The following is an 11310-nucleotide window of genomic DNA, read 5'->3' as shown; positions in this document are numbered from 1 at the left end:
TCACCCGCGCAGCGCGAGCACGAACGGCAGCACTGCTGCAGCCCCGGCCCGACGGAGCGCACGGGCGGCGACTGTCAGCGTCCAGCGGCTGTCGGCCTGGTCGTCGACGAGCAGCACCGGTCCTGCGGGGATCTCGAGCCCGTCGGCGCTGAAGCGGTCCCAGAGTCCCGCGAGCCGGAACGCGCTGTTGCCGCCGGGCTGCCCCGTGGGCCCGCCGTTCGCGAAGGACAGCGCACCGACGTACGGCAGGCGACCCACCTCGGCGAGTCCGCGGGCGAGCGAGTCCGCCAGGAGCGGATGCGACCGGGAGGGCATCGCGACGACCGCGACCGGTCGTTCCTCCCAGCCCCAGTCGGCGAGCACGCGCACGCAGGCGGCGAGCACTTGCGGGGTGACCGCGGCATCCGGTGCGCCGGCGGCGAAGAGCTCCCTCAGCGTGCCGCCCCATCCGAGGTCGGTGAGGCGCGCGAGCGCGCGCCCGTCGACGGCCTGCTCCGCGGGGGCGATGCGCCCCTTGGCCGGGATGCCGAGCCGGTCGGCTCCGGTCGGCCAGGCCTTGCGCGGTTCGATCGGCACGCCGACGCGATCGAGCGAGCCGGCGGCGGCCTCGGTCGCGGTCTTGCGGATCTCACTCGGGAACCAGATGCCGGCGCAGTTGTCGCAGCGTCCGCACGGTGCGGCCGTCTCGTCGTCGAGCGAGCGCTGGAGGAACTCCATCCGGCAGCCGTCGGTGCGCTCGTACTCGATCATGTGCTGCTGCTCGGCGAGCCGTTCGGCCGCGATGCGTTCGTACCTCTCCGCGTCGTACGTCCAGGGCTGCCCGGTGGCGACCCAGCCGCCCTGGACGCGGCGCACCGCGCCGTCGACATCGAGCACCTTCAGCAGCAGCTCGAGAGGGGTCCTGCGGATGTCGACCATCGCCTCTAGAGCCGGCGTGGAGACCGGGGCATCGCCGAGCGCGGAGATCACGCGTTCCGCGCGCTCCTGGTCGGGCATCGACGCGGTGGCGAAGTAGTGCCAGATCTCGCGGTCCTCGACGCCGGGGAGCAGCAGCACGTCGGCGCTGTCGCTCGCGCGGCCCGCGCGTCCGACCTGCTGGTAGTACGCGACCGGTGACGACGGGGCGCCGAGGTGCAGCACGAAGCCGAGGTCGGGTTTGTCGAAACCCATCCCCAGCGCGCTGGTCGCCACGAGCGCCTTGACCTCGTTGCGCTTGAGCATTCCCTCGGACTCCGTGCGTTCGTCCGTGTCGGTCTGCCCGGTGTACGCGCGCACCTCGTGCCCGTGTTCGCGCAGCAGCCGGGCGGTGTCGACCGCGGCGGCCACCGTGAGGGTGTAGATGATGCCCGAACCAGGCAGGTCGTCGAGATGGCTGAGCAGCCAGGCCAAGCGGCTCGCCGAATCGGGCAGTCGCAGCACGCCGAGGCGGAGGGATGCTCGCGCCAACGGGCCGCGGATCGTGAGGACTCCGGCATCCGCGGCATCCGATCCGCCGGTGCCGAGCTGCTCGGCGACGTCCGCGACGACGCGGCTGTTCGCCGTCGCGGTCGTGGCGAGCACCGGCACGGAGGCGGGCATCTCGGCGATGAGGTCGCGCAGCCGGCGGTAATCGGGGCGGAAGTCGTGCCCCCAGTCGCTGATGCAGTGCGCCTCGTCGACCACGAGCATGCCGATGCGGCGCACCAGTGCGGGCAGCTGCTGCTCGCGGAACGCCGGGTTGTTCAGCCGCTCCGGCGAGACGAGCAGCACGTCGACCTCGTCGCGATCGAGCTGCGCGAGCACGTCGGACCACTCGTGTGCGTTGGTCGAGTTGATCGCGACCGCGCGCACGCCGGCGCGCTCGGCGGCGGCGATCTGGTCGCGCATGAGCGCCAGCAGGGGCGAGACGAGCACCGTGGGACCTGCGCCCTGACGGCGCAGCAGCAGAGTCGCGACGAAGTAGACGGCGGACTTGCCCCATCCGGTGCGCTGCACGACGAGCGCGCGGCGACGACCGGCCACCAGCGCCTCGATCGCCTCGTACTGGCCGTCGTGGAACTCGGCGTCGGCGCGCCCGACGAGTTCGCGCAGCGCGGCGAGGGCGGCGTCGCGGGTGTCGGTCGGCGAAGTCGAGGTGGTCATGTCCCCACTCTGCCTCACCCGACCGACACGGTCTGCCCCTCCGAGACCGACATAGGCTGAATGCATGATCTCCCGTGAACTCGCCATCGCACTGCGGGATGCCGGTCTGACCTGGCGGCCCGACAGCGGCGATCGGTTCCAGCTCGACCTTCCGAACGACGTCGAACTCGAGGCCGAGGCAGACATCTTCACGGTCAGCGAGATGACGATCGAGGCGCGGCACACGCCGAGCGGCACGGACCTCGCCTTCAACGGCACCACCGAGTGGGCGCTCGACGCCGTCACTCTCGAGGATGCCGTCTGGCTGCCCAGGGAGGACCAGCTGCGCGACCTCCTGCGCGGGACGTTCCGCCGGCTCGTCCGGCTCGACGACACGTTCCGCGTCGAGGTCGAGATCGCCGGCGAGGAACTGCAGTTCGAGCATCCGGATCCTTCGGAGGCGTACGCGAACGCACTGCTCGAACTCATCTCGCGCTCGCACTGATCCGCCGCATCCTGAGCGCTTTACGCCCCCGCACTCGTGTGCGAGAATAAATGAACGATCGGTCAGTAAAGCGCGACGAAGGAGTCGACATGGACGACCAGTCCGCGGGGCAGCGACGATTCGACGAGATCATCGCGGCGGATTCCCGCGTCGAGCCCCGCGACTGGATGCCGGATGCCTACCGGAAGACCCTGATCCGCCAGATCAGCCAGCATGCGCACTCCGAGATCATCGGCATGCAGCCCGAGGGCAACTGGATCACGCGCGCCCCGAGCCTGAAGCGCAAGGCGATCCTCATGGCCAAGGTGCAGGACGAGGCCGGTCACGGGCTCTACCTCTATTCCGCCGCGCAGACGCTCGGGATCGGACGCACCGAGATGACCGAGCAGCTCATCGACGGTCGTGCGCGGTACTCCTCGATCTTCAACTATCCGACGCCGACGTGGGCGGACATGGGCGCGATCGGCTGGCTCGTGGACGGAGCCGCGATCTGCAACCAGGTGCCGCTGTGCCGAGCATCCTATGGTCCGTACGCCCGCGCGATGGTGCGCATCTGCAAGGAGGAGTCGTTCCACCAGCGGCAGGGCTTCGAGATCCTGCTGACGCTGATGCAGGGTACGCCGGCGCAGCAGCAGATGGCGCAGGATGCCGTGGACCGCTGGTACTGGCCCAGCCTGGCGATGTTCGGGCCACCGGACGACGAGTCGCCGAACTCGGCGCAGTCGATGGCGTGGAACATCAAGCGGTTCTCGAACGACGAACTGCGTCGACGGTTCGTCGGGATGCTGGTGCCGCAGGCCGAGATCCTCGGCATCACGCTGCCTGATCCGGACCTGCGCTACGACGAGGCGGCCGCGCAGTACGAGATGGGTGAGATCGACTGGGACGAGTTCTTCGCGGTGCTCTCCGGCAACGGCCCGATGAACGCCGAGCGGATCCGCGCGCGGCGCGAGGCGCACGAGGACGGCGCATGGGTGCGCGAGGCGGCGGCGGAGTATGCGCGCAAGCACGAACTGAAGGGAGCGGCATGACCGAGCCGACCTGGCCCCTGTGGGAGGTGTTCGTCCGTGCGAACCGCGGGCTGAGCCACGTGCACGTCGGCTCGCTGCTCGCACCGGATGCCGACCTCGCGGTCCGCAACGCCCGCGACCTCTACACGCGCCGCGGCGAGGGCGTCTCGATCTGGGTCGTGCCCGCCGAAGCGATCACGACGAGCGATCCCGACGCCAAGGGCGCCTACTTCGAGAGCCCGGCGGGCAAGAACTTCCGCCATGCCGTGTACTACACGGCATCCGAGGGGGTGCCGCACCTGTGAAGCCGACGCCGCACGTCACGGTCGACGAGCTCGACCTCACCGCAGAGCTCGCCGGGTCGGATGCCGCAGCCACCCCCGCCGCGGCCGAATACGCACTGTGGCTCGGCGACGACGCGCTGATCCTGTCCCAGCAGCTCGGCGAGTGGATCGCCCACGCGCCGGAGCTCGAGGAAGACGTCGCGCTGGCGAACATCGCGCTCGACCTGCTCGGGCATGCGCGATCACTGCTGCGGTACGCCGGAAGTGTGGATGGGCGCAGCGAGGACGACCTGGCGTACTTCCGCGATGAGCCCGACTTCCGGTCGGCCTGGCTGTTCGAGCAGCCGAACGGCGACTTCGCCCGCACGATCGCCCGCCAGCTCATCGCGTCGACCTACCTGTTCGAGCTGTACTCGGCGCTGGAGCGATCGAAGGATCCGACGCTCGCGGCCGTCGCCGCGAAGGCCGTCAAGGAGGTCGAGTACCACCGCGACCACGCCGAGCAATGGACGCTCCGGCTCGCGGGCGGCACCGACGAATCCCGACGCCGGATGATCCGCGGTCTCGCCGATGTCTGGCCGTATGCCGACGAGCTGTTCCGCGACGAGCCACTCGTCAACGACCTCGACACCGTCGCGGTGCGTCCCTCCACGCTCCGCGACGGGTTCGACGCGCGCATCGGCGCGGTGTTCGCCGAAGCCGGTCTCGAGACGCCGTCCGGGCCGGCGGCCGCCGGCGGCGGTCGCCGTGGCATCCATTTCCCCGAACTCGGGCGGATCCTCGCCGAGATGCAGGTGCTCGCCCGGCAGCATCCGGGGGCGACATGGTGACGATGAACCGCTCGTCGAGCGACACTTCGACTCGGTCGGCTCCGCCCTCCTCGCTCAACGAGCGAGGAGGGACGGCCCCGGTCAACGAGCGAGGGGGACGATCGGAACGAGAGGCGTGGACCGTCGCAGCATCCGTCGCCGACCCCGAGATTCCCGTGCTCACGATCGCGGACCTCGGCATCCTGCGGGACGTCACGGTCCACGACGGACGCGTGGTCGTGACGATCACGCCGACCTACAGCGGATGTCCGGCGGTCGAAGCCATCCGCGACGATGTCATCCGCGCACTGGCGGATGCCGGGTTCGCGGATGTCGCCGTCCGCACCGTGCTCGCGCCGGCCTGGACGACCGACTGGATGACCGATGCGGGCACGCAGAAGCTGCTCGAATACGGCATCGCGCCGCCGACCGGCACGCAGCCGGCCGGTCCCGTCTCGGTGCCGCTGAGCGTGCGCTGCCCGCAGTGCGGATCGTTGGACACGCGCGAACTCACCCGTTTCGGGTCCACAGCATGCAAGGCGCTCTACGAGTGCCGCGCCTGCCTCGAGCCCTTCGATCATTTCAAGCCGCTATGAGCACCACGACGCGCAAGCGGGCGCGGTTCCACGAGCTCGAGGTGATCGAGGTGCGTCACCTCACCGCCGACAGCATCGAGGTGACGTTCGCGGTTCCGGAGAAGCTGCGTGAGGAGTACCAGTATCTGCCGGGGCAGTACGTCGCGCTGCGCGCGCACGTCGACGGTCGCGAGGTGCGGCGCAGCTACTCGATCTGCCGGGCGCCGGACGTCGCAGCACCGGAGGGCGGAACCATCTCGGTCGGCATCAAGCGCGATCTCGGCGGACTGTTCTCCGTGTGGGCGCACGAGAACCTGCACCCCGGCATCCGAATCGAGGTGATGAGTCCGGAAGGCCGCTTCACGTCGAACATGCCGGATCTCGACGGCGCGCACCTGGTCGGGATCGCCGCCGGCTCCGGGATCACGCCGATGATGGCGCTCGCCTCCTCGGTACTGGCTGCGTCGCCGACCGCGCGCTTCTCGCTGATCTACACGAACCGTGCGACGCGCGACGTGATGTTCCTCGAAGACCTCGCCGATCTGAAGGACCGCTATCCGGCCCGCCTCGCCCTCCATCATGTGCTGTCCCGCGAACAACGTGCCGCGCCGCTGCTGTCAGGGCGGATCGACGCCGAGAAGCTCGACGCGATCCTCGACGGACTCGTCGAGCCGGCCAGCGTGACCGAATGGTTCCTGTGCGGACCGTTCGACCTCGTGGCGCTGTGCCGCGAGAGGCTCGCGGCCCGAGGCATCCCCGACGAGCAGATCCGGTTCGAACTGTTCACGACCGACGCCGACGAGCCGCGCTCCGACCGCGGGCGCCCGGTCGCGGTCCGCCCTGAGGACGAGACCTACCGGTTGGAGTTCACCCTGGACGGGCTGTCGTCGACCGTCGAGTCGCCGGTCGCCGCGGACGAACCGCTGCTGGATGCCGCGCTGCGCGTGCGGGGCGATGTGCCGTTCGCGTGCGCCGGCGGGGTGTGCGGCACGTGCCGCGCGCGCCTGGTCGAGGGCGACGTCCGCATGACGCAGAACTTCGCGCTCGAGCCGGACGAGCTCGAACGCGGCTACGTGCTGACCTGCCAGTCCCACCCGACGACGCCCCGCGTGGTCGTCGACTACGACGCGTGAGGAGCCTCCCATGATCGAGCTGACCATCGACGGCGATGTCGCCCACGTGGTGCTGAACGCACCGGCCAAGCGCAACGCACTCGACCCCGACGCGCTGCTCGCGCTGGGCGATGCGTACGACCGGGCCGAGGATGCCGGAGTCCGAGCGCTCGTGCTGCACGGCGAGGGAGCAGGGTTCTGCGCCGGCCGCGACATCTCCGGCGTCGACCCTGCCACCGACGATGTGATCGGCTATCTCGGCGGGCTGGTCACCCCGTTGCTGCAGCGGATGGCGGCGTTCCCCGCCCCGACGTTCGCTGCCGCGCACGGCGCGTGCCTGGGCGTCGGACTCGGGCTGCTCATCGCGACGGACGTCGTGTACGTCGCCGACACCGCGAAGATCGGCTCGCCGTTCGCCGCGCTGGGCGCTACGCTCGACTCCGGCGGCCACGCCCTGTTCCTCGACCGGCTCGGCCCGCACAAGACGCTCGACCTGATCTACACCGGGCGTCTCATGACGGGGTCGGAGGCGGTGCAGTCCGGTCTCTTCTCGCGAGTGCTGCCCGCCGACGAGGTGCGGCAGGCGACGATGGATGCCGCGGTGCGCGCGGCCTCAGGAGCCACCGCCGCGTTCCTCGCGTCGAAGCGTCTGATCGCCCGCATCCGTGACGAACGGCTGTCGCTGTGGGATGCGGTTGTGCTCGAGAACGTCGCGCAGGCCGAACTGTGCGACACCGCGGATTACCGGGAGGGGTTCGCCGCGTTCCAGCAGAAGCGGAAGCCGCGGTTCGCGGGGCGGTGATGTGGCCCGCAGGGGACACATGTCGGGAGAAAGCCCGGATGCCTGACGATCATGCGGCGTGTCGCCCCGACATCCGGGAAAAGTCCCGACATCCGTACCCGGTCGAACTCGGCGCGCCGGAGTGTCAGCGCCCGTAGGCGGCGAGGAAGACGTCCAGCGCTTCGTCCACGTGCGCGGCGGTGTCCAACCCGCTCCGCGCCGCGTCGTCTCCGAGGAGCATCGCCCGGTTGACGGGCTCCCCCATCACGAGCCAGTTCAGCTGGGTCGCAGCCCGCTCAGCATCCGGCACGGTGAGCAGTCCGGCGTCGTCGAGCCGGCCGATGAGTTCGGCGAGAGATCGGATCGCTCGCTGCGCCCCGTGCTCGTAGAGTTCGCGCGCGAGATCGGGGAACTGCGGCAGCAGGCCGATGACCAGCCGGCGGAGGGCGAGCAGGTTCGGCGCGAGGACCGTATCGAGCTGATCCCTGAGCACACGACCGAGAGCCGAACGGGCGTCGTCATCGGGAGCGATCGGCGGCGGCTCGCTGAGGACTCGTTCGCTGGCCGCGCGCGTCTGCGAGCGGACGAGCTCGAGGAAGAGCGCCTCCTTGCTGCCGAAGTGCCCGTAGAGCGTCTGCTTCGCGACACCGGAGTCGCGCGAGATGGCGTCCATGGTCACGGACTCGTAACCGTTCGCGAGGAAGGCCGCCTGCGCCGCGTCCAGGATCGCCTCGCGCTTGGCGACAGAACTCGGCCGCAGTGGCCGCGCATCTCTTGACATCTTCATACTCCGGAGTCTAGTTTAGAGAAATCATACTCACCAGTCTTGAAAGGAACGAATGATGACCGCAGCAGCCATGCAGTTCGAAGCAGAGCTCGTCCATCCGGGCGAAGCGACCGGGTGGACCGTGTTCGAAGCTCGGGGATCCGCCGAAGTGTTCGGCACGGGCAACCCCGTACGCGTGATCGGCACGCTCGACGATGTACCGGTCGCGATCACCCTCCTGCCGTCCGGGCGCGGGTTCCACTTCGGCCCTGTGAAGGCCGCCACGCGCAAGGCGCTCGGAAAAGCCGCGGGCGACCGCGTGTCGGTGCGAATCGAGGTGGCCTCGTGAGCATGTTGACGACCTCCCGCGGCGATCGCATCGTGTATGACGATCGCGGCCCTGTCGGCGCACCCGCCGTGATCTTCGTCACGGGAGCCGGGCCCACCCGAGCGGAGGATCCGACGACGCACGCCACGGCCGAGCGGCTGGCGGCATCCGGATTCCGCTCGCTGTTCGCCGACCGTCTCGGGCGCGGCGAGAGCGTCTCCGCCGGCACGATCACCCTCGACGCTCAGATCGACGCGATCGTCGAACTCGCCGCAGCGACGCAATCACCTGTCGTGCTCGTCGGGCACTCGTCTGGTTGCGCGATCGCGATGCTCGCCGCCCCTCGCATACCGGATCTCGTCGGTCTCGCGCTCTGGGAGGCACCCCTTGGCCTCTTCCCCGAGGGCGCTCCCGCGTGGTGGCAGGCGATACGAGAGTCGATCGATGCGGGCGCGCTCGAAGAAGCCGTTGCCGGATACATGGCGGGGATGCCACCGGAATGGCTGGAGCAGCTCAAGGCATCACCCGCCTATCCGGATCTCGTGCTCAGCTGGGTGCCGGATGGCGAGGCGCTCGCCTTCGTGGAGGAGCGCGGGTACCGCGAATCTCTCGTGAGCGTCTCTGTTCCGGTGCTCGCACTCACCGGCACCGAGACGTTCCCCGGGATGCGGGACACTGCCGAAGAGATCGCCGGGGCGGCGGCGCACGGGTCGGGCGAGCAGTTGCTCGGCTCCGAGCACTCCTGGGACCCGGATGCCATGGCAGCGCGCCTCGCGCGATTGCTGAGTGAGGCGCGCCGCTCGGGACCTGCTCAGGACTGACTGGTCAGCACGAGCCCAGAGCCGTCGGCCGCGACATCCACGCGCACAGTGTCGCCGTCGCGCACCCCGCCGGACAGCAGAGCCGTCGCCAGCTTGTTCTGCACCTCGGACTGGATGAGCCGACGCAGCGGCCGCGCACCGAACAGCGGGTCGTAGCCGCGCTCGGCCAGCCACGACCGGGCACCAGGCGTCACCGCGAGGCTCAGCCGGCGCTCGTGCAGACGCGCCTGCAGCTGGTCGACCGCGAGCTCCACGATCTGCGCGAGGTCGTCCTCGGTGAGCGCCTGGAACATGACGATGTCGTCGAGCCGGTTGAGGAACTCCGGCCGGAACGCCTGCCGCACGAGGGCCATGACCTGCTCCCGCTTCACCTCGGTCGACATCGTGGGGTCGATCAGGATGGGCGAGCCGATGTTCGAGGTCAGCACCAGGATGACGTTGGTGAAGTCGACCGTCCGACCCTGCCCATCGGTCAGCCGGCCGTCGTCGAGCACCTGCAGGAGGATGTCGAACACCTCCGGGTGCGCCTTCTCGACCTCGTCGAGCAGGACGACGCTGTACGGACGGCGACGGACGGCCTCGGTGAGCTGCCCACCCTGCTCGTATCCGATGTACCCCGGAGGGGCGCCGACGAGGCGCGACACCGAGTGCTTCTCGCCGTACTCCGACATGTCGATGCGCACCATGGCGCGCTCGTCGTCGAACAGGAACTCGGCGAGCGCCTTCGCCAGCTCGGTCTTGCCGACACCGGTCGGCCCGAGGAACAGGAAGGATCCGGTCGGGCGGCCGGGGTCGCTGATGCCAGCGCGCGAGCGCCGGACGGCATCCGACACCGCCTTCACGGCATCCTTCTGGCCGATCAGCCGCTTGCCGAGTTCGGACTCGAGATGGAGCAGCTTCTCGCTTTCGCCCTGCAGAAGGCGACCGACGGGGATGCCGGTCCATGCCGCGATCACGGCCGCGATGTCCTCCTCGGTGACCTGCTCGTTGACCATGCGCGGCTCGGTCGAGGCGGTCGCCTCGGCCTGCTCCGCCTCGGCGATGTCGCGCTCCAGGCGCTTGATCGTCTCGTACTCGAGCTTGGACGCCTTCGTGTAGTCGGCGTTGCGCATGGCGAGGTCGCGCTGCGTGATCGCGTCGTCGAGCTGCTTCTTCAGATCGCCGACGCGGTTCAGGCTCTGCCGCTCGCGTGCCCAGCGTTCTTCGAGGACGGCGAGTTCCCGCTCGAGCTCCACCAGATGCTCGCGCAGGGTGCTCAGCCGCTCCTTCGACGCGGCATCCTTCTCCTTCTTCAGGGCGAGCTCCTCGAGCTTGAGCCGGTCGACCTGGCGCTTGAGCTGGTCGATCTCGACCGGCGAGGAATCGATCTCCATCTTGAGTCGCGACATCGACTCGTCGACGAGGTCGATCGCCTTGTCCGGCAGCTGCCGGCTGGGCAGGTACCGGTTCGACAGGGCGGCGGCGGCCACGAGAGCGCTGTCGGAGATCGTGACCCCGTGGTGCGCCTCGTACCGACCTTTGAGTCCCCGAAGGATCGCGATGGTGTCCTCGACCGTCGGCTCGCCGACGTACACCTGCTGGAAGCGGCGCTCGAGCGCGGCATCCTTCTCGATGAACTCGCGGTACTCGTTCAGCGTCGTCGCGCCGATCATGCGCAGCTCGCCACGGGCGAGCATGGGCTTGAGCATGTTGGATGCCGCGACGGACCCCTCCCCGCCGCCGGCGCCCATGAGCACGTGTAGTTCGTCGATGAAGGTGATGACCTTGCCGTCGGATTCGGTGATCTCCTTGAGGACCTGCTTCAGCCGCTCCTCGAACTGCCCGCGGTACATGGCACCGGCCACGAGGGCCGAGATGTCGAGGGTGACCAGTTCCTTGTCCTTGAGCGACTCCGCCACGTCACCCGCGACGATGCGCTGCGCGAGACCCTCGACGACGGCGGTCTTGCCGACGCCCGGCTCGCCGATGAGCACCGGGTTGTTCTTGGTGCGGCGGGTGAGCACCTGGCTGACACGACGGATCTCGCTGTCGCGTCCGATCACCGGGTCGAGCTTGCCCTGCCGGGCGCGGTCGGTGAGATTGATCCCGAACTGCTCGAGAGCGGACTGCTGGTCTTCCTGTGCCGGGTTGGTCATCTTTCCTCCTGCGGAGACTCCTTCATAAAAGTTGAGTGGTGATGACTCAAGTTTAGCAGGGTCACGCCGGACCGGCCAGCGACG

12 protein-coding genes are annotated in these 11310 nt (G+C 69.3%); 9 read left to right on the top strand and 3 right to left on the bottom strand.

The window, feature by feature from the left end:
- Window positions 1-2121, bottom strand: coding sequence for a RecQ family ATP-dependent DNA helicase (locus tag ACI7YT_RS01195; protein WP_406248406.1), 2121 nt, complete (start codon window positions 2119-2121; stop codon window positions 1-3).
- A 64-nt stretch (window positions 2122-2185) separates the two neighbouring features.
- Between ACI7YT_RS01195 and ACI7YT_RS01190 the strand changes: the two genes are divergently transcribed.
- From ACI7YT_RS01190 to ACI7YT_RS01160, 7 genes are all read left to right on the top strand, one after another.
- A complete protein-coding gene (locus ACI7YT_RS01190) occupies window positions 2186-2605 on the top strand; it encodes a pilus assembly protein CpaE (RefSeq protein WP_406248404.1) in 420 nt (139 codons plus the stop codon).
- Window positions 2606-2694: 89 nt separating this feature from the next.
- Window positions 2695-3636: a 1,2-phenylacetyl-CoA epoxidase subunit PaaA gene (gene paaA, locus ACI7YT_RS01185; protein WP_406248402.1), complete on the top strand. Its 942-nt coding sequence runs from the start codon at window positions 2695-2697 to the stop codon at window positions 3634-3636.
- On the top strand, window positions 3633-3920 hold the full coding sequence (gene paaB, locus ACI7YT_RS01180) for a 1,2-phenylacetyl-CoA epoxidase subunit PaaB (protein WP_406248400.1): 288 nt from the start codon (window positions 3633-3635) through the stop codon (window positions 3918-3920). Before paaA ends, paaB begins: the two co-directional genes overlap by 4 nt.
- Window positions 3917-4729 (top strand): 1,2-phenylacetyl-CoA epoxidase subunit PaaC, encoded by an 813-nt coding sequence (gene paaC, locus ACI7YT_RS01175; protein WP_406248398.1) that lies wholly within the window; start codon window positions 3917-3919, stop codon window positions 4727-4729. Before paaB ends, paaC begins: the two co-directional genes overlap by 4 nt.
- Window positions 4723-5304 carry a 1,2-phenylacetyl-CoA epoxidase subunit PaaD gene (gene paaD, locus ACI7YT_RS01170; RefSeq protein ID WP_406248396.1) on the top strand — a complete coding sequence of 194 codons (582 nt, stop codon included), beginning with the start codon at window positions 4723-4725 and terminating at the stop codon, window positions 5302-5304. The genes paaC and paaD overlap by 7 nt, the downstream gene beginning before the upstream one ends.
- Window positions 5301-6416 carry a 1,2-phenylacetyl-CoA epoxidase subunit PaaE gene (gene paaE / locus ACI7YT_RS01165; RefSeq protein ID WP_406248394.1) on the top strand — a complete coding sequence of 372 codons (1116 nt, stop codon included), beginning with the start codon at window positions 5301-5303 and terminating at the stop codon, window positions 6414-6416. The genes paaD and paaE overlap by 4 nt, the downstream gene beginning before the upstream one ends.
- A 10-nt stretch (window positions 6417-6426) precedes the next feature.
- On the top strand, window positions 6427-7197 hold the full coding sequence (locus ACI7YT_RS01160; RefSeq protein WP_406248392.1) for an enoyl-CoA hydratase/isomerase family protein: 771 nt from the start codon (window positions 6427-6429) through the stop codon (window positions 7195-7197).
- Window positions 7198-7321: 124 nt separating this feature from the next.
- On the opposite strand, the gene ACI7YT_RS01155 is transcribed toward ACI7YT_RS01160, so the two are convergent.
- Window positions 7322-7963: a TetR/AcrR family transcriptional regulator gene (locus ACI7YT_RS01155; RefSeq protein ID WP_406248390.1), complete on the bottom strand. Its 642-nt coding sequence runs from the start codon at window positions 7961-7963 to the stop codon at window positions 7322-7324.
- A gap of 55 nt (window positions 7964-8018) precedes the next feature.
- On the opposite strand from ACI7YT_RS01155, the gene ACI7YT_RS01150 reads away from it, so the two are divergent.
- Together ACI7YT_RS01150 and ACI7YT_RS01145 are read left to right on the top strand one after the other, a co-directional pair.
- The gene (locus tag ACI7YT_RS01150; protein WP_406248389.1) at window positions 8019-8291 is read left to right on the top strand and encodes a DUF1905 domain-containing protein; all 273 of its coding nucleotides are present in this window, start codon (window positions 8019-8021) and stop codon (window positions 8289-8291) included.
- Window positions 8292-8293: 2 nt separating this feature from the next.
- On the top strand, window positions 8294-9091 hold the full coding sequence (locus tag ACI7YT_RS01145) for an alpha/beta fold hydrolase (protein WP_406250644.1): 798 nt from the start codon (window positions 8294-8296) through the stop codon (window positions 9089-9091).
- Here ACI7YT_RS01145 and ACI7YT_RS01140 read toward each other — a convergent pair.
- Entirely contained in the window at window positions 9082-11226 is a 2145-nt protein-coding gene (locus tag ACI7YT_RS01140) for an ATP-dependent Clp protease ATP-binding subunit (protein WP_406248387.1), read from the bottom strand. The two genes, ACI7YT_RS01145 and ACI7YT_RS01140, sit on opposite strands and share 10 nt — an antisense overlap.
- Between the last annotated feature and the right edge of the window lie 84 nt (window positions 11227-11310).

This window comes from Microbacterium sp. M (genome assembly GCF_045181065.1).
Classification (GTDB): domain Bacteria; phylum Actinomycetota; class Actinomycetes; order Actinomycetales; family Microbacteriaceae; genus Microbacterium.
Note: the sequence above shows the minus strand (reverse complement) of the source record. Positions and strands in the feature narration are given on the sequence as shown.

Bases quoted from the DNA above. Each gene is read 5' to 3' on its own strand.
- ACI7YT_RS01160 (WP_406248392.1), top strand. From the start codon at position 6,427: ATGATCGAGCTGACCATCGACGGCGATGTCGCCCACGTGGTGCTGAAC.
- ACI7YT_RS01140 (WP_406248387.1), bottom strand. From the start codon at position 11,226: ATGACCAACCCGGCACAGGAAGACCAGCAGTCCGCTCTCGAGCAGTTC.
- ACI7YT_RS01150 (WP_406248389.1), top strand. From the start codon at position 8,019: ATGACCGCAGCAGCCATGCAGTTCGAAGCAGAGCTCGTCCATCCGGGC.
- ACI7YT_RS01190 (WP_406248404.1), top strand. From the start codon at position 2,186: ATGATCTCCCGTGAACTCGCCATCGCACTGCGGGATGCCGGTCTGACC.
- paaE (WP_406248394.1), top strand. From the start codon at position 5,301: ATGAGCACCACGACGCGCAAGCGGGCGCGGTTCCACGAGCTCGAGGTG.
- ACI7YT_RS01145 (WP_406250644.1), top strand. From the start codon at position 8,294: ATGTTGACGACCTCCCGCGGCGATCGCATCGTGTATGACGATCGCGGC.
- ACI7YT_RS01155 (WP_406248390.1), bottom strand. From the start codon at position 7,963: ATGAAGATGTCAAGAGATGCGCGGCCACTGCGGCCGAGTTCTGTCGCC.
- paaB (WP_406248400.1), top strand. From the start codon at position 3,633: ATGACCGAGCCGACCTGGCCCCTGTGGGAGGTGTTCGTCCGTGCGAAC.
- paaA (WP_406248402.1), top strand. From the start codon at position 2,695: ATGGACGACCAGTCCGCGGGGCAGCGACGATTCGACGAGATCATCGCG.
- ACI7YT_RS01195 (WP_406248406.1), bottom strand. From the start codon at position 2,121: ATGACCACCTCGACTTCGCCGACCGACACCCGCGACGCCGCCCTCGCC.
- paaD (WP_406248396.1), top strand. From the start codon at position 4,723: ATGGTGACGATGAACCGCTCGTCGAGCGACACTTCGACTCGGTCGGCT.